The sequence below is a fragment of the Chryseobacterium sp. CY350 genome, assembly GCF_027945075.1.
Classification (GTDB): Bacteria; Bacteroidota; Bacteroidia; order Flavobacteriales; family Weeksellaceae; genus Chryseobacterium.
Genome location: NZ_CP116034.1, coordinates 2,311,376 through 2,330,975, shown reverse-complemented (window position 1 = coordinate 2,330,975; position 19,600 = coordinate 2,311,376). Strand labels below are relative to the sequence as shown.

Genomic DNA, 19,600 nt, shown 5'->3' with positions numbered 1-19,600 from the left:
AAATGAAGTTTAGACTATTACCCATCATTATGTTTGCTGCTTCTGCACATTTTTATGGACAGGTGACGCCACAAGACAGCACAGCGGTTAATACCACCTCTGTTCTTGCGGAAAATCAAACAGGAACTTACACTCTGAAAGACATTGTTGTTGATGGGGTAAAAAAATATACACCGGCTCAGATTTTAAGATTTACGGGTCTTACAAAAGGAGAGGAGGTAGATATTCCGGGACAGAAAATCAGTGGTGCCATCAAAAAACTTTGGGACACACAATCTTTCTCTGAAGTAGAAGTATACATTCAAAGTATTGAAGGTAAAACAGTAGTTTTAAAATTTTATCTTGAAGATTTAAAGGATCTTGGTGAAGTAAAATTCACAGGAAAAGGGATAGGTAAATCTAAAAATGAAAAATTAGCTAAAGACAATAACCTGAAACCAGGGACGAAGATCACTCAGAACCTTATCTCGAGCCTTAAAACAAATATCCCGAAGGATTATGTGAAAAAAGGCTTTGCTGATGCTAAAATCAGTATTGAAGATAAAGTAAATGCAGGCGATCCTAATTTGGTTGACTGGACGATCAATATCGACAAAGGCAGAAGAGTAAAGATCAGCCATATCGAGTTTGAAGGCAACCAAAGCGTTACCGATGCTAAATTAAGAAAAAAGGCTTTCAAAGAAACCAAGCAGAAGAGATTCGGAATTGGTGGTATTTTGAAGTCATCTAAATTTATTGAAGAAAAATATCAGGAAGATAAGCAAAGCCTTATCAGCTATTATAACTCTTTAGGATACAGAGACGCACAAATCGTTTCTGATTCCGTTTGGAGAAATAAGAAAAATAATTACGAAATCAACGTAAAACTGAGTGAAGGGAAACAATATTACATTGGTGATATTACTTTTACCGGAAATACAGTTTACTCTACAGAATATCTTCAGAGAATCTTAGGATACAAAAAAGGAGATATCTACGATGCAGTAGGATTTAACAAAAAAGTTGGTGAAGACGGCGGTAAGGAAGACGATTCTGATATCAAGTCGAACTATATGAATAACGGTTACCTTTTCTCAAATGTGACACCTGTCGAAAAATCTGTTGACGGAGATAGAATTAATCTTGAGATTAGAATCAATGAAGGTGAGCAGGCTACATGGAATAGAGTAACTTGGGAAGGAAACACTACGACTCATGACCACGTTATTTTAAGAGCTTTGAGAACAAAGCCGGGAGAATTGTTTAAAAAGACAGAAATTAAAAGAACTTATTTTGATTTAGCAGGAATGACTTTCTTTGATCCGCAGCAGATCGGTCAGGATATTCAGCCAAATCAACAAGATAATACAGTAGATATTAACTGGAAATTGGTGGAAAAAGGATCTTCTCAGGTTCAGTTGCAGGCAGGTTACGGTGGTAACAGCTTTATCGGGACTTTAGGATTGACATTTAATAACTTCTCTCTTAGGAACTTCCTTAAATTCAAAGATTTCAGACCGGTTCCTCAAGGTGACGGCCAGACATTATCAATCACTGCACAGGCAGGTCAGTATTTCCAAAATTATGGTATTTCATTTGTTGAGCCATGGTTGTTTGGGACAAAACCAACTGCACTTTCTGTAAGTTTAAATAACTCAAGAGTAAATTATAGTCAGGTAAGCGGTCCGGATCAGAGACTAAATATTTTCTCTGCAACGGTTGGTTTAAACAGATATTTGAGATGGCCTGATGATTATTTCTCATTGTACACAGGGATTCAGTTCCAAAAGTATAACTTCAGTAATTATCCTTTTGAATTTGGAGATACTACAGAATTATACGGAAATGCAAATAACTTAAGTTTAAATGTAGGTTTAAGCCGAAACTCTGCAGGTATTGACCCAATCTTCCCTACAACGGGTTCAAATATTGAATTATCTGGGAAATTTACACCACCATATTCATTGTTTAGTAATAAAGATTACTCTACATTGGCTCCTACTGAAAAATATAAGTGGATGGAATTTTACAAAATCAAATTCAAAGCTGACGTTTATAACGAAGTTGTAGGTAAATTGGTTTTGAGATCTTCTGCTGAAATGGGATTCATGGATGGTTACAATAAAGAACTTGGTGCGCCGCCTTTTGAAAGATTCTACGTCGGTGGTACAGGACTTTTCGGTGGTAGATTTGATGGTAGAGAATTAATTCCTTTAAGAGGTTATGAAAATGCATCTACTTACGGAGGTACTGTTGATGATATTACTCAAAAAGGTGGAGGTACTATTTATAACAGATTTACGTTAGAATTAAGATATCCGATTTCAATGAACCAAACCGCCAAAATTTACGCTCTTACTTTTGCAGAAGGAGGTAACGTTTGGAACTCTTGGAGCAAGTACAACCCTTTCCAGTTGAAAAGATCAGTTGGTGTTGGGGTAAGAGTTTATATGGGAGCATTTGGTTTGATTGGATTTGATTTCGCTTACGGATTTGACAAAACTGTTCTAGGAACAGAGCCGTCTGGAACGAAAACGCACTTCCTAATGAACCAATCTTTATAATAATATGAAGAATTTTAAAATATTTTTTACATCTTTAGCACTTTTGCTTTTCAGCTTTGGAAACGCACAAAAAATTGGCGTTGTTGATACCAATTATATTTTGGATATGATGCCACAGTATAAAGAAGCCGAAGCGAGATTAAATTCGCAGATTGATACATGGGAGCAGGAGCTTCAGGGAATGCAGGCAGAATTTGATAAAAAAAGAGCAGCTTTCGAAAACGAAAAAGTTCTTTTAGTTGGAGATCAGCTGAAGCTTAGAGAAAAAGAAGTGATGGATTTAGATAAAAATATTAAAACCACTACAAGTTTAAGATTCGGGAAAACAGGAGAAATAAGTCAGCTCAGAGCAAATTTAGTTGAGCCATTCCAGGATCAGATCTGGACAGCCATAAAGACTATGTCTGAGAAAAACGGATTGGGTATCGTATTTGATAAAAGCAATGACGTTAATGTGATTTTTCTTCAGAAAAGATATGACTATACAGACAAAGTACTATCCATATTGCTCAAAGGAACCGAAGAAAAAGAAAAGAAAACTAATAAAAAATAGTAAAATTTAATTTTTCCGAATTAACTTTTACCCAAATTTAAAATCTAAAAACAAATTAATTATTTATTACCAGTTATGAAAAAATTAAGTGTATTATTTGCAGCAGCGATGATGGTTGTGTCTGTAGGTATGGCAAAAGCTCAGAAAATTGCTACTTTGGATGTCGCAGGTATTCTTAATGCAATGCCAGAAAAGAAAAAAGCTGATACAGAAATTACAACGTTTGTAAACGCAAAGCAAGCTGAAATGAAGAAAAAAGCTGAAGCTGCACAAACAAAGTATGCTCTTTATACTAAAGAAGCTCCTACAAAAACAGAAGCTGAAAACAAAGCTAGAGGAGAAGAAATGCAGAAACTTCAGGAAGAGATGGCGCAGATGGAAGAGAAAATGAGAAAAGATGCAACTGCAAAGCAAGATCTTCTTTTCGAACCTATCGAGAAAAAATTGATGGATGTTGTAACTAAAGTTGCTAAAGCAAACGGTTATGATTATATCATGGATGCTAACTCTACAGGTCTTGTTTATAAAGCAGGTCCAGATGCGACTCCAGCTGTTAAAAAAGAATTAGGTCTTTAATAATAGAGATATTAACAAAAGATTTGTAAAAACTACCACTTCTATTAGGAGTGGTTTTTTTATTTTTGCGCTATGGAAAAAGAAGTTTCAACCACGGTAAAAGTCAGATTCAGCGATTGCGATCCGATCGGACATTTAAATAATGTTAAATATCTCGACTACATGTTCAATGCAAGAGAAGATCATGTGGAAGAATTTTATGGTTTTACCTATGAAGAATATACCAAAAAAACTGGCTGCACCTGGATTGCTATTCAGAATGAAATTGCATATCTGAAAGAAGTGAGATACAATACTCAGGTTGTCATCAGCAGCAAAACGATTGAGATTCAGGACAGAACTGCAAAAGTTGAAATTCTGATGAAAAGTCTTGACGAAAAAACCGTTCATGCAGTATTATGGGTGACGGTTATTTATTTTAATATTAAGACAAGAAAATCCGAGGTTCACCCCCAAGATATAAAAGATACGTTTCACAAATTCTTTGTAAATTTGGAACAGAAGGATTTTCAACCAAGAGTTAAATTTTTAAGATCGCAAAACGCGAAAAATTCATAGTTAATGAAAAAGATAGCAGTAGTAGGAAGCAATGGCCAGTTAGGAAATTGCATAAAAAAATTGGCGCCCAGTTTTGAATTGGATTATGAATTTATCTTTACAGATTCAAAAACTCTAGATATTACCAATGAAGATCAAATTAAAGAATTTTTCTCTGAACATAAACCAGATTACTGCATCAATGCATCTGCGTACACCGCAGTAGATTTAGCCGAGCAGGAAAAAGAAAAAGCATTTGCTGTAAATGCTTATGGTGTAGAAAATCTTGCATCAGCATGTTGTGAGAACAAAACTATTTTTGTTCACGTATCCACAGATTATGTTTTTGACGGCGAAACTAACTTAGATTATTCCGAAGACGATTTCACAAACCCGATTGGTGTTTATGGTGAGTCAAAAAGAGCAGGAGAAGAGCTGGCTTTGGAAGCCAATCCTCAAACGATTATTCTTAGAACATCATGGTTGTATTCAGAATTCAATAAAAATTTTGTAAAAACAATGTTGTCTTTGTTTTCTCAAAAGGAAGAAATGGGAATTGTTGGTGATCAATTTGGTCAACCCACCAATGCAAATGATCTTGCAGAAGCAATTATGGAAATCATTGAAAACCCCAAAAAGACGTTCGGAATTTTTCACTTCTCAAATTATCCTGAAACTACCTGGTTTGAATTTGCTAAAAAGATCGCTGAATTTTCAGGATCTTCTGTTAAATTAAATTCATTGACTACCGAACAATATCCTACACCGGCAAAAAGGCCAAAGAGAAGTACCATGTGTTTAGATAAAATTGAAGAAGTTTATAAAATCGATACTAAACATTGGGAAAACAGTCTTGAAGAATGTGTTAATATACTTTCTAAATAATATGAAGTATATGAAACAATTTTTTACGGCCATCTTTATTTTTTCAGTACAATTTATTTTTGCCCAGAACGTTTACCTGAATAAAGTTGAAAAAACCAGCAGTAACAAAGATAAGTTTCTGTTTCATTTAGATCAGGAAATTAACGAGGCAGAATATCTTGGTGAGATAGAAGTTCAAGGCTTTTCACAAGACGATACAGCAGTTTTTTCACAGATTTATAAGAAAGCAAAAGAAATTGGCGCAAATGCATTTATGTTAAAACCATTTGAAGCAATCAATGGCGGCTCACAAAAATTTGATGCTGCTCATTACATATTGAAGCTTCTCTACGTGCCATCAGATAAGTTTCCTAGCGAAGAAGGAAATTTGTATCTTTTTGCTTCCTCTCAAAAGGATCAGAAAATAAGTATTAATAAAAAAGATTACATTTTATCTCCACGTACTTATCTCAAAACACCGATGGTTGCAGGAGAAATTTATACTGTTTCAACTAAAAAGCTTTTAGGATCAACGATCAAAATTCAGAAAAGTCCCAAAAATAATGATCAGTATTACCGGATATCATCAGCGCGACTAGGCAACAGTAGTCAAAACGATGGCACACTCCACTTGAAATCTGGCGATATTGTCGGTTTGGAGAAGTCATTCGCTGAATTTTTAAGTTTAATATATCAGGAAATGAAATAATTTTCAAGAAAAATAAATACATATAGGATACCTCTGAAAAAATCAGAGGTATTTTTGTTTTAAAGACCGATTATAAAAAGAAGGTTTTTCCTCAGGAGCTTTCTCCCGCTCTCCACTATATCTTTTCCGGGAAGCCCTACGCTTCGCTTCGCCCATCCCGGAAAAGGATGCCGTTGCAATCGGGGCTAGGGGAGCGATCTTCGGATGAGCGTTTTGTTTCATGAGTCAAAATCAACCCTTCAGAAAACCAACTTTATATAATGAAGCCATTCTTTTCATCAAAAAACAGTGCCGAACATATGACCTCATTAAAACCCACCGGAGGGATTAGAAATTTTTCTCTCAGATCTTCAAAGGGTTAAGTTCGGATATGAATTAAAAATGAACATTATGTTAAATATATTTGGAAGTATGGGGATAAACGTACTACTTTTGCCCCACTGAAAAACGAGAGTAGATCGGTAGCGCAGAAGCGCCTTTAGATAGGCAGGAACAAAAAAAAACTCCGGTAGAAATGATATTAAATATCATAAAAATTTATTTAGATAAATTTTGTGTAATTAGAAAAAGTTTTTATCTTTGCAGTCCCGATACGGGGAGCGCAGGAGTAGAGAGGTTGAGGGTTAAGAGAAGGTTTTAGGGTTACTTAAAAAACTTTAAAATTTCTTCAAAAAACATTTGGCTAATTAGAAATAAAGTTTTACTTTTGCACACGCAAATACGGCAACGCCCAACGACAGAAAAGGGCAGCTGAGAAAGCGTAAGAGAAGAGATCATTGAAAAATAGATATAACAACCAAGTAAGGAAAAACTAAAGCGTCAAAACTTTGAGTGAGTCAGACAAACATACAATGGAGAGTTTGATCCTGGCTCAGGATGAACGCTAGCGGGAGGCCTAACACATGCAAGCCGAGCGGTAGAGATTCTTCGGAATCTTGAGAGCGGCGCACGGGTGCGGAACACGTGTGCAACCTACCTTTATCTGGGGGATAGCCTTTCGAAAGGAAGATTAATACCCCATAATATATTGAATGGCATCATTTAATATTGAAAACTCCGGTGGATAGAGATGGGCACGCGCAAGATTAGATAGTTGGTGAGGTAACGGCTCACCAAGTCAATGATCTTTAGGGGGCCTGAGAGGGTGATCCCCCACACTGGTACTGAGACACGGACCAGACTCCTACGGGAGGCAGCAGTGAGGAATATTGGACAATGGGTGAGAGCCTGATCCAGCCATCCCGCGTGAAGGACGACGGCCCTATGGGTTGTAAACTTCTTTTGTATAGGGATAAACCTATCTACGTGTAGATAGCTGAAGGTACTATACGAATAAGCACCGGCTAACTCCGTGCCAGCAGCCGCGGTAATACGGAGGGTGCAAGCGTTATCCGGATTTATTGGGTTTAAAGGGTCCGTAGGCGGGCTCGTAAGTCAGTGGTGAAATCTCATAGCTTAACTATGAAACTGCCATTGATACTGCGGGTCTTGAGTAAAGTAGAAGTGGCTGGAATAAGTAGTGTAGCGGTGAAATGCATAGATATTACTTAGAACACCAATTGCGAAGGCAGGTCACTATGTTTTAACTGACGCTGATGGACGAAAGCGTGGGGAGCGAACAGGATTAGATACCCTGGTAGTCCACGCCGTAAACGATGCTAACTCGTTTTTGGGCTTTCGGGTTCAGAGACTAAGCGAAAGTGATAAGTTAGCCACCTGGGGAGTACGTTCGCAAGAATGAAACTCAAAGGAATTGACGGGGGCCCGCACAAGCGGTGGATTATGTGGTTTAATTCGATGATACGCGAGGAACCTTACCAAGGCTTAAATGGGAATTGATCGGTTTAGAAATAGACCTTCCTTCGGGCAATTTTCAAGGTGCTGCATGGTTGTCGTCAGCTCGTGCCGTGAGGTGTTAGGTTAAGTCCTGCAACGAGCGCAACCCCTGTCACTAGTTGCCATCATTCAGTTGGGGACTCTAGTGAGACTGCCTACGCAAGTAGAGAGGAAGGTGGGGATGACGTCAAATCATCACGGCCCTTACGCCTTGGGCCACACACGTAATACAATGGCCGGTACAGAGGGCAGCTACTATGCGAATAGATGCGAATCTCGAAAGCCGGTCTCAGTTCGGATTGGAGTCTGCAACTCGACTCTATGAAGCTGGAATCGCTAGTAATCGCGCATCAGCCATGGCGCGGTGAATACGTTCCCGGGCCTTGTACACACCGCCCGTCAAGCCATGGAAGTCTGGGGTACCTGAAGTCGGTGACCGTAACAGGAGCTGCCTAGGGTAAAACAGGTAACTAGGGCTAAGTCGTAACAAGGTAGCCGTACCGGAAGGTGCGGCTGGAACATCTCATTTTAGAGCGTCTTTCGACGTTAAACAAATAAAGGTACTTTAATGTACCATGTACTTACTTAAAAGAAAACGTTTTAGTTTTTTACTCGGTTGCTTATATTATAAAAATACAAACCCACTAGAAATTAGTATCAGAGGGAGAGATTTAGAAAATAGAGGTTAGAAAATTAGAAGTTAGAGATTAGTCTAACATCTGGTGTCTAAAATCTAACATCTAAACAAAGTCTCGTAGCTCAGCTGGTTAGAGCGCTACACTGATAATGTAGAGGTCGGCAGTTCGAGCCTGCCCGAGACTACTAATTGAAGCGGATGGCAAATGGCTTATAGCTGATGGCAAGAAAGCTGGAAGCAAGAAGCAAATCGCCAGAAGCACCTAGAGGGGAATTAGCTCAGCTGGCTAGAGCGCCTGCCTTGCACGCAGGAGGTCAAGGGTTCGACTCCCTTATTCTCCACCATTACTGAGAAGTAATAAAAAAGTTACAGAGATGTAACGAGCACAGAAGTTATTTAAAGAATAAACAAAGGATTTTAGCCGATAGGGGCTAGAGCGACCCGATTCATCGGGAAGGTCAAGGGTTCGACTCCCTTATTCTCCACAGTTTTGTAAGTTTGATTTAAAAGTAAGATGGATAGAGCCAAAACAAATATCCATTTATCAGACGAGCAGAAAGACATTAAGATCATTGACATTAACGGTAAAAATATCACAAAGAAAAAACCGAGCACTTGCGAGTGCTTGAGAAATAAATAGGAAAGAAATCGTTAAGGGCGTATGGCGGATGCCTAGGCTTTCAGAGGCGAAGAAGGACGCGGTAAGCTGCGAAAAGCTCGGGGGATCGGCACACACGAATTGATCCCGAGATGTCCGAATGGGGCAACCCGTCTGGTTGAAGACCAGTCACTCCGCAAGGAGAGCAAACCAGGAGAACTGAAACATCTAAGTACCCTGAGGAAAAGAAATCGAAGAGATTCCGTAAGTAGTGGCGAGCGAACGCGGATTAGCCCAAAAGTCTTTATATATTTAAAAGAATGTTCTGGAAAGAACAGCCATAGAGGGTGATAGCCCCGTATTTGAAAGGTATATTTAGATGATAAATGAGTAGGGCGGGACACGTGAAATCCTGTCTGAATATGGGGGGACCATCCTCCAAGGCTAAATACTCCTGAAAGACCGATAGTGAACAAGTACTGTGAAGGAAAGGTGAAAAGCACTTCGAATAGAAGGGTGAAATAGAACCTGAAACCGTACGCCTACAAGCGGTCGGAGCCCACAAGTTGGGTGACGGCGTGCCTTTTGCATAATGAGCCTACGAGTTAATGTTACTAGCGAGGTTAAGGACTTCAGGTCCGGAGCCGGAGCGAAAGCGAGTCTGAATAGGGCGCATAGTTAGTAGTATTAGACGCGAAACCTTGTGATCTACCCATGGGCAGGTTGAAGCTTTGGTAACACAAAGTGGAGGACCGAACCGGTTGACGTTGAAAAGTCTTCGGATGACCTGTGGGTAGGGGTGAAAGGCCAATCAAACTGGGAGATAGCTCGTACTCCCCGAAATGCATTTAGGTGCAGCGTCGTGTATAAGTTTATTAGAGGTAGAGCTACTGATTGGATGCGGGGGAGTCAAATCCTACCAATTCCTGACAAACTCCGAATGCTAATAAATGTTCCACGGCAGTGAGGGCGCGGGTGCTAAGGTCCGTGTCCGAGAGGGAAAGAACCCAGACCAACAGCTAAGGTCCCCAAATCTCTATTAAGTTGAAGCAACGCGGTTGGACTGCATTGACAGCTAGGATGTTGGCTTGGAAGCAGCCATTCATTTAAAGAGTGCGTAACAGCTCACTAGTCGAGCGGTCCGGCATGGATAATAATCGGGCATAAATAGAGTACCGAAGCTATGGATTTACAACTTAGGGTTGTATCTGGTAGGGGAGCATTCTGTTTGCACAGAAGCAGTGGCGCGAGCCATTGTGGAGCGTACAGAAAAGAAAATGTAGGCATAAGTAACGATAAAGCGGGCGAGAAACCCGCTCACCGAAAGACTAAGGTTTCCTCAGCCATGCTAATCAGCTGAGGGTTAGTCGGGACCTAACGCGAACCCGAAAGGGGTAGTGGATGGACAATGGGTTAATATTCCCATACTTGCTCACACTAAAAAGGGGACGGAGTGCCGTACTTACTGGAGACTGACGGAATAGTCAAGACCTAGCCTTCGGGCGAAGTTGCTGTAAGGAAAGTGCTTCCAAGAAAAGCCGAAGTGAAGCAACCCGTACCAAAACCGACACAGGTAGTCGAGGAGAGAATCCTAAGGTGCTAGAGTGAATCATGGTTAAGGAACTAGGCAAAATAGTCTCGTAACTTCGGAAGAAGAGACGCCAGCAGCAATGCTGGCCGCAGTGAAGAGGCCCAGGCGACTGTTTATCAAAAACACAGGACTCTGCTAAATCGAAAGATGCTGTATAGGGTCTGACACCTGCCCGGTGCTGGAAGGTTAAGGAAGGGCGTTAGCAGCAATGCGAAGCGTTTGACTGAAGCCCCAGTAAACGGCGGCCGTAACTATAACGGTCCTAAGGTAGCGAAATTCCTTGTCGGGTAAGTTCCGACCTGCACGAATGGTGTAACGATCTGGGCACTGTCTCAACCATGAGCTCTGTGAAATTGTAGTCTCGGTGAAGATGCCGAGTACCCGCAATGGGACGAAAAGACCCTGTGAACCTTTACTATAACTTCGTATTGACTTTGAGTAAGTAATGTGTAGGATAGGTGGGAGACTTTGAAGCAGGCACGCTAGTGTTTGTGGAGTCAACGTTGAAATACCACCCTTTACTTACTTGGAGCCTAACTTCTTTTAGAAGGACACTGCGTGGTGGGTAGTTTGACTGGGGTGGTCGCCTCCAAAAGAGTAACGGAGGCTTTCAAAGGTACCCTCAGCACGCTTGGTAACCGTGCGTAGAGTGTAATGGCATAAGGGTGCTTGACTGTGAGACCTACAAGTCGATCAGGTGCGAAAGCAGGACATAGTGATCCGGTGGTTCCGTATGGAAGGGCCATCGCTCATAGGATAAAAGGTACTCCGGGGATAACAGGCTAGTCTCCCCCAAGAGCTCACATCGACGGGGAGGTTCGGCACCTCGATGTCGGCTCGTCACATCCTGGGGCTGGAGAAGGTCCCAAGGGTTGGGCTGTTCGCCCATTAAAGTGGCACGCGAGCTGGGTTCAGAACGTCGTGAGACAGTTCGGTCTCTATCTATTGCGGGCGTTAGATGTTTGAGAGGGCTTGATTCTAGTACGAGAGGACCGAATTGAACAAACCTCTGGTGTATCAGTTGTTCCGCCAGGAGCACCGCTGAGTAGCTACGTTTGGAAGAGATAAGCACTGAAAGCATATAAGTGCGAAACTCGCCTCAAGATGAGACATCTTTTAAGGGTCGTTGGAGATGACGACGTTGATAGGCTACAGGTGTAAAGTTGGTAACAGCATAGCCGAGTAGTACTAATTACCCGTAGATTTATAGCCTATTACAGGAATAAATATAATCATCAATGAGTAATCATTTAAAAAATTATAAACCTATCTCAAATCGCTTGCAAGTGCAAGAAAGGTTTTTTCTTTGTGACTGTTTTTATCGATAAACTAGAAGTTAGAATCTAGAATATTAGAAGTTAGTCAGGGACTAATCTCTAAGAACTAAAATCTCACCTCTTATATAAACGCCTTTAGGGTGGTTTTAGCGGTGGGGCTCACCTGTTCCCATTCCGAACACAGAAGTTAAGCCCACCAGCGCCGATGGTACTGCGAAAGCGGGAGAGTAGGTCGCCGCCAGTCTTTTTTTAAAGCTCCTTTATCAACCGATAAAGGAGCTTTTTTTTGATAAATACTCTATTGAAGTTAAATGTACTTGTAATAACAGCTATTAACTTCATTCTGATTCCAGCAAATATTAGTTCCAGGCAAAACATCATAGAACTTGGTTCGCGATAACGCTTGATTGCGGTTAGCATTTACATCCGAATCAATTATTCTAAGTATAAAGCGCTGACTACAATTAGAATACATCAAATATTACTATTGTTTGAGAAGACAGCTATTTAAACTTCAAGTCTAATACATATTTAAGCATGGAGTAATCATTACAACTATCTAATGTAAAGTTAGATTGTTAATGTTTCGTTTCAGCTTATGAATGTACTTCATGAGATATTTGATTTAAGGCAATATGTTATAAACGATCGTCTACTTTCATCTGACAAAATTACAACTTAAGACTGTCCATAATACTCTTCACAACTCCTGTTTTTTAGCCTTTCTATTCGGAATTATTGTTCTTTTTGAGTTTTTAATAGTAATTAACTGCCATGGTTAATACTTGACTGTACTTTATAGATAGTATTAGTCCTAATATAAACGAAAGCATTCAAAAGAAAGAAATATTTTTGGTCGTTATTGGAAAATGCTAGTAAGTAAATGTGAAAGCAAGTTAGATACGTTGTAAACCAAAGTATTTGTTGATTAAAATAGATTTAGGCTTAAGCGAAGACTTATTAAAATATAAAAAAGATTTCGAACTAAAACCTGCTGAGAATTCCCCAATGTATTTTAATATCATTAAATTTAAATGGATTTCCAAATTCGTTACCATTTGACAATTGGAAACTCATTAAACCAATCGGAATAAAAAAATTAAAACCTAGCCCGACGCTGTACAATTTAGGCTTTACATTGAGCGATTTGTTATTGAGCTGCCCATACTGTCCGAAAACATCAAAAAATGCCTGATTTCCGATGAGATATCGGTATTCCAGACCTCCGTAATAGTAGAAATCTGCGGCAAGAGAACTTTCGTTAAAGCCCCGGAGAGAATTCCAGCCACCAAAACGATAAAGCTCGTTGGCAGAGAAGTCCACCTTAGAATTCATCATCGCACCTTCAGCTTTAATGTTCAGAAAATGATTTCCGTTGATATGATAATTATGTTCTCCGAAAAAATAAAATTGATTTTGTGGGGCTGTAATATTATCTTTGGTGTAAACCGTTGTCAGATAGTCATAACCACCGTTTATCTTCGTTTTGTACAGAAACAGATCTATATCAGTGGGTTCCACCATCTCAAACCAAATACCTATACCTTTTTTGTTGTAATCTTTTCCCTGAACATAGAGTGAATCAATTATTGTTGAGCTTTCAAATGTTCCTCTCAAACCGATCTTATTGCGGCTATTCAGGTGATAGTAAAACGCAGGAAGTGCTTTTACATTGGCAAAAGTAGAATCTTGTCTGAAAATATTTATTTTCATATTCAAACCGACATTAGACTTAAATAGATAAGGGATGTCTGCCTGAAGATCAAAATTCTGTCCCTTATCCGGGTTTCTTTGCCAATAAAGATTTACAGTCTCAAAGCCGTTAAACATATTCCTAAAGTTCACATTTAATGTTCCATTTAACGTGAATTTTTCTGTTTTATCATTTCCAAAGCCAATAACACCATCAAAACTATTCGTCTTTTTCTTTTCCATGAAAAGATAGATCTGCGTAGAATCTTTGGTGAAAAGAGTTTGTGGCGGCCGCTCTAAACTTACAAATGCGTGACTTTGAAAATTTTTATTAATAGAAACTAAATTTTTATCGTCGTACGTTTTTCCTTTAAATTCTTTCTCAAGGTTTTTCATAAATCTTTTGGGAACTCGTGAGTATCCTTTTACTACAAAACCATCGATCGTACGTCTATCATTTTTATTGATATCGAGTTCTACAACCGGAAAACCATTTTTCTGACCTTTATATTTAGATTTAATTCTACTGAATGCAAAACCTTCGTCAATATATTTTTTATTGATTACTTTTTTTGTCGAATCTAAATTTTTAGTAAAAAAATCTCCTTCAAGTTTATGTCTTTTAACTATAGAATCTGAAAGTTGAACAAATGTTTCGTTAAAGTTTTTCCCTTTGTCATAAAAAATTTCTGTGCTGTCGCCTTTAATTTTTACATCTTTTAATTCAGTAAAAAAATAATTACTTTGCGCCAATGAGTCAAGGAATTTAGCGGCAGAAAGTGAGTCTTTTACCTTTTTTTTGACCTTTGTTTCAGAATCGATCAGAAAATAGTGCTTCTTCTGCGCTTGTAAAAAAACGCAAAACATGACAAAAAATATGTTTAGAAATAACTTCAACTTTTTTAAATTTAAACCATTAAGAAGATTTAAGGAGTTAAGAATTTTAAGTTAAGCTTCGCTTTTTAGAATAATGTTGATCATAAAATCTATTGATTTTTTTAATAAAAACTTAATTCCTTAAACCTTCTTAATGGTTCAAAAAATATTTAATTGTATTTAAATTTGTTTAATAACTGAATCTAAGCCAGTTTATTATACTTCTTCATTAAATTCTCATAAGTTCCCTGCGGTAAAATCCATTTCAAAGGAACTCCTATTTTCTGTCCGAATTTACCGAAATAATAATGAGCTTTCCACTTATTTTTAGTTAAAAGTTGATCAATATATTCTGCAACTTCCAACGGTTCGGTTCCATCGCCAACATGAGAATTCATTAAAGCATAGACTTTGTCGAAAACATTCTTGTAAGGTTCGGAAACTTTTGTCTTTACTCTGTTATCAGCAATATTTGTTTTGATGTCACCTAAATGAAGCGAACAAACGTCAATATTCCAAGGGTAAACTTCATATCTCATCGCTTCTGTAACTTTATCCAAAGCTGATTTTGAAGCCGAATAAAATCCACGAAAAGGCAATCCCATCTCACTTCCGATACTGGAAACGTTGATGATCTTTCCGAACTTATTCTCTCTCATTTTAGGTAAAACGGCACTCATCATTTGCACTGAACCAACAAGGTTCAGATTAAACAGTTTCAAAATATCTTCTTTTGTAGAGTCTTCTACAGAACCTACCATTCCCATTCCGGCGTTGTTGATAAGAACGTCAATTCTGCTTTCTGTTTTCAAAACTTCTGAAATCGCATTCTGAACTGCATCGTTGTCTGTAATGTCTGTCGGAATTGATTTAAAGTATTGACTTTCGGTAAACTTTCGGCTTAAACCATAAACTTTATGACCTTTTTTTCCGAAATATTCTGCGAGCACGAAACCTATTCCTGAGGAAGTTCCGGTGATGATGATTGTTTGTGACATTAGTATTGTAAATGTTTATCTGAATTAGGAATTCTAATTGAATTTTCTCCAGGCTTAAAATTATTCATTTTTATAAGTTTTTTAAGCTTGTAATTAAATTCTTTATGAAAATCTTCAGCCGGAGCTGTTTTGTCTTCCGGAAAACAAGGATAATATTTTTGATCTACGATTGCTTTTCCAGTTGAAAAATTAATTTCATCATACATATTGAATTCGCAAGTGTCATCAAAGTTCTGAAGTGAACCGATCAAATAAAAATCACCGTTTTGATAACGATAGGTATGCTTGTAAGTTTGTGTATGTCTTGAGTTTGTGCTGAATGATTGTGTAATAATCAAAATTCCTTTTTTTATTGTTATTTCCGGCAAAGGATTAGATTCTGGTGAAAATCCAATTTCTTTTGGTAAAATTATGGTTGAATTTTCTTTCCAGATTTTTAGAATTCCGCCGATTTTTTTTAGAATATAAAATTTTCTTTCCACACCTTCAGACTTTGTTTGTATGTTGGTGTTGAAAACCACAACGTTTTCTTCCTTTCCGTCTTTATCTAAATCTCCTTTGACTTCTAGAATTTTTTCGTAACCTTTTGGTATAATAAAATTTTTCAATTCCTGAGAATAAAAAATCGTGAAGAGAAAAATTGTGATTAATGATAAGACATTCTTCATTTGCATTTATACTTTTTTAATCTAAATTCTCAGAGTTTATAAAAATAATGATTTCATTTTTATTTATTTTGGAGAATAATGAATCGCCTTTTTTGTGATTAACTTTATAAGATTGGCCATTATATTCAATATGATCTTTTTCTTCTTTTAAAAATAAAAATCTAAATCCATCTTCAATTTTAGAATAATGATTATCAAAAAAATCAAATTTATAAACTAAAATGCTTTCACCATGGGGAACAATTCGTTTAGTTAAAAAATTCCATTTGTAAATCCATCGGTTTGTTGTTAAATAAGATTTATTATCAAATTTAATATAGCCATCAGGAGCATACCCTTGAACATTTTTCTCATTAAATTCTGCGTAAACAACTTGGTAGTCTTTTTTAAATAAGACCAAACATATTACGATTATTAAGAAAAGTGTTGAAAAAGTATAAATTAATACTTTTTTCATGATGTAGCAGAAAGAATCTCTACTAAATCCTCCCAAAACATCGGATAAGATTTTTCCACCACACTTTCATCTTCAATATTTAAATGTTTAATCAAACAAAACGGAGCAAAGCTCATGGCCATTCTGTGATCCTGATAGGTTTTTATGGAAATATTTTCTTCAGCATCTTTAAATTCCAAAGATTTTATGGTCAAATCTGTAATTTCCGTTTCTGTTCCAAGCTTTTTCAACTCGTTGTGTAAAGCTGAAAGTCGGTCTGTTTCTTTTACTTTTAAAGTTCCCAGACCTGAAATTTCAAATAAGATTTTCAACGCTGCTGCTGTCACACAAAGTGTTTGAGCAATGTCCGGACAGTTATTCATATCCAAAACAATTTTCTCAGGGAATTTGAAATTGTCAATCGGTTGAAGTGTTATTTTTTGTTCTTCTTCCGTGAAAGTAGTTTTAATTCCGAAAAACGTTTCATAAAGATTAACAATAGCTGAATCTCCCTGTGTAGATTCTTTGTAAAAACTTTTCAGATGAACCGTTTCTCTTCCAATCGCAGAGAATGAATAAAAGTATGAGGCCGAACTCCAGTCGCTTTCTACTTCATAATTGACAATTGACGATTGATCGTTGACTTTAAAATTTTCAACTCTAATAGTGTTTCCTTCAAAAGTATTTTTAATTCCGAATTTTGTAAGAATATCGAGAGTCATTTCAATATAAGATCTCGAAGTAATTTCGCCCACCAAATTGATTTCTAAACCGTCTTCTAATTTTCCCGCAATCAATAAAAGAGAAGTGATAAACTGGCTCGAAATATTTGCCGGAACATCTACCTTCGACTTAGTAATTTTCTTTCCCGTAATTTTCAAAGGTGGAAAACCTTCATTTTCTAAATATTCAATTTTAACTCCTAAATTTTGCAAAGCTGTTACCAGATTTTTAATCGGGCGTTCTTTCATTCTTCCGGAACCTGTCAAAATTGTCGTTTTTCCTTCTTGAATTGAATAATATGAAGTTAAAAAGCGCATCGCCGTTCCCGCGTGATGAATATCAACAGTTTCAGAGTTTGTTGAAAGTGCTTTTTTAAGTAATTGAGTGTCCTGAGAATTAGATAAATTCCCGATTTTTATATTTGAAAATAAACTTTCCAAAATCAACAAACGATTCGAAATGCTTTTCGAACCGCTAATTTGTATTGTTTTATTTTCTGATAATTTTGATTTTTCTAGCTTCATTATTTCTTCAGATTCAAGACGTTTGATCTCTTATTTCAATTTTTGATTATTTTGATGACGGTCTTTATCACGATCAGTTTTAACCTTCATTTTTTTGTCGAAAGCTTCCTGTAAATTGATTCCGGTTTGGTTGGCAAGACATAGAGTAACAAACAGTACATCAGCTAATTCTTCACCCAGATCTTTGGTTTTATCGCTTTCCTTTTCGCTTTGCTCGCCGTATCTTCTTGCAATGATTCTTGCGACTTCCCCAACTTCTTCCGTCAACATAGCCATATTGGTCAGTTCATTAAAGTAACGAACGCCAATTGTTTTGATCCATTCGTCGACTTGCTGTTGAAGATTAGTGATTTCCATATTTATTGATAAGCTCCCAAAGTAACATTTGAAGTTCTCGTAACTCCAACAATATCTGTAGGAACTGTTGCAGCAATAGAAACGGCACCTTTATTTCTTGCCGGAGAATCTGCTTTCACACGTAAATTCATTTGGGCGATAAAGTAGTTAGTAAACTTAGGATCTTCATTTTTATAACTTTGAATTACATTCATAGGGTTATTATCAAAAGTAAATCCAGCACCAGAAGCTCCAGCATATTTTATTGATGAGTTTTGAATTAAGAACTGAAACTGCTGTCCGGGTGTCTGCTCAAAACTTATTGAATTATCTCGGTCTGAGTATACAATACTATTCAAAATACTCAGATTCTGAAGGGCGCCTTGTTCGGTTTGTCCGCTGTCATTTTTCCATTCATTGGTTGCGAATATTCCCATACGGTTCAGCGATCCCATTGTTCCTGAATAATTGGCAATGGTAGCATGTGTGTAAGAGTGATTTCCGCCTTTAAAAATTCCTATGGCAGATTCACCACAATTATTCATGACCAGGTTATTTGCAGTAACGGTTGACGCCACCGCATAAATACCATATTCCTGAAAGGTATGAATAAACGAATTTTTGATCGTAGCAGTACTTTGTTTTAAATCGAGACCTCTGGTTCCTCCGAAAAGTCTGGTGTGATTCATGTTTAAAAGAGAACCTGCTTCCATTTTAATAGAATTCCAGTTTTTTGGAATCGTGTCATAATAAGTATCATTTCTGTCTCCACGAACGATGATTTGATCGGCTTGCGTTCCATTCATATTTAATGTTGCTCCTGCAGCCACCTTCATTCCGCTGTTTTTGTGGAAATATACTTTCGTTCCAGCCTGAATATTTAACGTAACACTTTGATCTACGGTAAGATTCCCGTAAATTATTTTAGCCTTATTGTTTGACCAGGTTGTGTTATTTGTTAAAATATTTGGATTGGATGGAGTCTGAATAAAAAATTCAGCATCCTGAACCACAGAAAATAAAGTCACATGCTGCTTACCTGCAGGACTTGTGAAAATGACACGATCTTCAGCTATTGCTTCAGGCCCTGTCGCCTGCGGGGCGATCTCTACAAATATATAAAGACTGTCTTTTGCTCTTAAAGGAACATTTGTAAATTCATGCCCGGTTTTTCCGTCAACATTGATCTTATATAAAGAAGCAGATCCTTTCTCAAGGTTGATCTTCGGAATCATGATGTCTTTGTCTTCGTTGTTATAAACTTTTACAGCATAGGTTTCGGATCTTACCTGATGATAAACCGTATCGCAAAATACCGTATCTCTCGAAAAGCTCAGTTCCTGGGAAGGAGCATCAAAGGAAATCTCATCTTTATTACAGGAAACAGCAAAAACCAACATCCAGAAAGAGCAAAACAGAAGTAATTTAAATTTCATCGAATTTGAATTTAATATAGATTTCAAATTTAACGAAAATACTTCAATTTTCATATGTTACTGTTTATTGTTTCTGTAATCGGTTCATTCTAGTGATTTAAATTCATTTAAACCAGTAATTGGTGATCTCTAAAAAATTATTGCTCAACTATTTGTATATTATAAAAAATATTGTATTTTTGCAACCTAA

Annotated in this window: 13 protein-coding genes, 2 tRNA genes and 3 rRNA genes; 11 read left to right on the top strand and 7 right to left on the bottom strand. The window is 37.5% G+C overall.

Annotation, left to right across the window (positions count from 1 at the left end; all coding sequences use genetic code 11):
- Positions 1 to 2 precede the first annotated feature (2 nt).
- From bamA to rrf, 11 genes are all read left to right on the top strand, one after another.
- A complete protein-coding gene (bamA, locus tag PGH12_RS10785) occupies positions 3 to 2,543 on the top strand; it encodes an outer membrane protein assembly factor BamA (protein WP_267596920.1) in 2,541 nt (846 codons plus the stop codon).
- Between the two features lie 4 nt (positions 2,544 to 2,547).
- The gene (locus tag PGH12_RS10780; RefSeq protein WP_267596921.1) at positions 2,548 to 3,096 is read left to right on the top strand and encodes an OmpH/Skp family outer membrane protein; all 549 of its coding nucleotides are present in this window, start codon (positions 2,548 to 2,550) and stop codon (positions 3,094 to 3,096) included.
- Positions 3,097 to 3,171: 75 nt separating this feature from the next.
- Positions 3,172 to 3,672, top strand: coding sequence for an OmpH/Skp family outer membrane protein (locus PGH12_RS10775; RefSeq protein ID WP_267596922.1), 501 nt, complete (start codon positions 3,172 to 3,174; stop codon positions 3,670 to 3,672).
- 72 nt (positions 3,673 to 3,744) lie between these two features.
- Positions 3,745 to 4,230, top strand: a complete 486-nt coding sequence (locus PGH12_RS10770; protein ID WP_267596923.1) for an acyl-CoA thioesterase — start codon at positions 3,745 to 3,747, stop codon at positions 4,228 to 4,230.
- Positions 4,231 to 4,233: 3 nt separating this feature from the next.
- A complete protein-coding gene (gene rfbD, locus PGH12_RS10765; RefSeq protein WP_267596924.1) occupies positions 4,234 to 5,094 on the top strand; it encodes a dTDP-4-dehydrorhamnose reductase in 861 nt (286 codons plus the stop codon).
- Between the two features lie 10 nt (positions 5,095 to 5,104).
- On the top strand, positions 5,105 to 5,782 hold the full coding sequence (locus tag PGH12_RS10760; RefSeq protein WP_267596925.1) for a hypothetical protein: 678 nt from the start codon (positions 5,105 to 5,107) through the stop codon (positions 5,780 to 5,782).
- Between the two features lie 848 nt (positions 5,783 to 6,630).
- Positions 6,631 to 8,147 (top strand): 16S ribosomal RNA (locus tag PGH12_RS10755).
- Between the two features lie 219 nt (positions 8,148 to 8,366).
- Positions 8,367 to 8,440, top strand: a tRNA-Ile gene (locus tag PGH12_RS10750).
- Positions 8,441 to 8,522: 82 nt separating this feature from the next.
- Positions 8,523 to 8,599, top strand: a tRNA-Ala gene (locus tag PGH12_RS10745).
- 297 nt (positions 8,600 to 8,896) lie between these two features.
- Positions 8,897 to 11,656: ribosomal RNA gene (locus tag PGH12_RS10740) — 23S ribosomal RNA — on the top strand.
- Between the two features lie 201 nt (positions 11,657 to 11,857).
- Positions 11,858 to 11,965, top strand: a 5S ribosomal RNA gene (rrf, locus tag PGH12_RS10735).
- Together the 16S, 23S and 5S rRNA genes with 2 tRNA genes alongside form the textbook arrangement of a ribosomal RNA operon.
- A 740-nt stretch (positions 11,966 to 12,705) precedes the next feature.
- Here the strand turns inward: rrf and PGH12_RS10730 are convergent.
- From PGH12_RS10730 to PGH12_RS10700, 7 genes are all read right to left on the bottom strand, one after another.
- Positions 12,706 to 14,280 (bottom strand): BamA/TamA family outer membrane protein, encoded by a 1,575-nt coding sequence (locus tag PGH12_RS10730; RefSeq protein WP_267599336.1) that lies wholly within the window; start codon positions 14,278 to 14,280, stop codon positions 12,706 to 12,708.
- A gap of 212 nt (positions 14,281 to 14,492) precedes the next feature.
- Positions 14,493 to 15,287, bottom strand: a complete 795-nt coding sequence (locus PGH12_RS10725; RefSeq protein ID WP_267599337.1) for an SDR family oxidoreductase — start codon at positions 15,285 to 15,287, stop codon at positions 14,493 to 14,495.
- Complete coding sequence (locus PGH12_RS10720) at positions 15,287 to 15,955, bottom strand: hypothetical protein (protein WP_267599338.1); 669 nt, start codon at positions 15,953 to 15,955, stop codon at positions 15,287 to 15,289. The genes PGH12_RS10725 and PGH12_RS10720 overlap by 1 nt, the downstream gene beginning before the upstream one ends.
- A gap of 16 nt (positions 15,956 to 15,971) precedes the next feature.
- Positions 15,972 to 16,412: a hypothetical protein gene (locus PGH12_RS10715; protein WP_267599339.1), complete on the bottom strand. Its 441-nt coding sequence runs from the start codon at positions 16,410 to 16,412 to the stop codon at positions 15,972 to 15,974.
- Positions 16,409 to 17,638, bottom strand: a complete 1,230-nt coding sequence (locus tag PGH12_RS10710; RefSeq protein ID WP_267599341.1) for a carboxyvinyltransferase — start codon at positions 17,636 to 17,638, stop codon at positions 16,409 to 16,411. The genes PGH12_RS10715 and PGH12_RS10710 overlap by 4 nt, the downstream gene beginning before the upstream one ends.
- 30 nt (positions 17,639 to 17,668) lie before the next feature.
- Positions 17,669 to 17,995 carry a nucleotide pyrophosphohydrolase gene (locus tag PGH12_RS10705; RefSeq protein ID WP_267599342.1) on the bottom strand — a complete coding sequence of 109 codons (327 nt, stop codon included), beginning with the start codon at positions 17,993 to 17,995 and terminating at the stop codon, positions 17,669 to 17,671.
- A 2-nt stretch (positions 17,996 to 17,997) separates the two neighbouring features.
- Positions 17,998 to 19,410, bottom strand: a complete 1,413-nt coding sequence (locus PGH12_RS10700) for a hypothetical protein (protein WP_267599343.1) — start codon at positions 19,408 to 19,410, stop codon at positions 17,998 to 18,000.
- Between the last annotated feature and the right edge of the window lie 190 nt (positions 19,411 to 19,600).

Coding starts and splice junctions, on each gene's coding strand:
- PGH12_RS10730 (WP_267599336.1), bottom strand. CDS start 14,280: ATGTTTTGCGTTTTTTTACAAGCGCAGAAGAAGCACTATTTTCTGATC.
- PGH12_RS10720 (WP_267599338.1), bottom strand. CDS start 15,955: ATGAAGAATGTCTTATCATTAATCACAATTTTTCTCTTCACGATTTTT.
- PGH12_RS10715 (WP_267599339.1), bottom strand. CDS start 16,412: ATGAAAAAAGTATTAATTTATACTTTTTCAACACTTTTCTTAATAATC.
- PGH12_RS10775 (WP_267596922.1), top strand. CDS start 3,172: ATGAAAAAATTAAGTGTATTATTTGCAGCAGCGATGATGGTTGTGTCT.
- PGH12_RS10780 (WP_267596921.1), top strand. CDS start 2,548: ATGAAGAATTTTAAAATATTTTTTACATCTTTAGCACTTTTGCTTTTC.
- PGH12_RS10700 (WP_267599343.1), bottom strand. CDS start 19,410: ATGAAATTTAAATTACTTCTGTTTTGCTCTTTCTGGATGTTGGTTTTT.
- PGH12_RS10760 (WP_267596925.1), top strand. CDS start 5,105: ATGAAACAATTTTTTACGGCCATCTTTATTTTTTCAGTACAATTTATT.
- bamA (WP_267596920.1), top strand. CDS start 3: ATGAAGTTTAGACTATTACCCATCATTATGTTTGCTGCTTCTGCACAT.
- rfbD (WP_267596924.1), top strand. CDS start 4,234: ATGAAAAAGATAGCAGTAGTAGGAAGCAATGGCCAGTTAGGAAATTGC.
- PGH12_RS10710 (WP_267599341.1), bottom strand. CDS start 17,638: ATGAAGCTAGAAAAATCAAAATTATCAGAAAATAAAACAATACAAATT.
- PGH12_RS10770 (WP_267596923.1), top strand. CDS start 3,745: ATGGAAAAAGAAGTTTCAACCACGGTAAAAGTCAGATTCAGCGATTGC.
- PGH12_RS10725 (WP_267599337.1), bottom strand. CDS start 15,287: ATGTCACAAACAATCATCATCACCGGAACTTCCTCAGGAATAGGTTTC.
- PGH12_RS10705 (WP_267599342.1), bottom strand. CDS start 17,995: ATGGAAATCACTAATCTTCAACAGCAAGTCGACGAATGGATCAAAACA.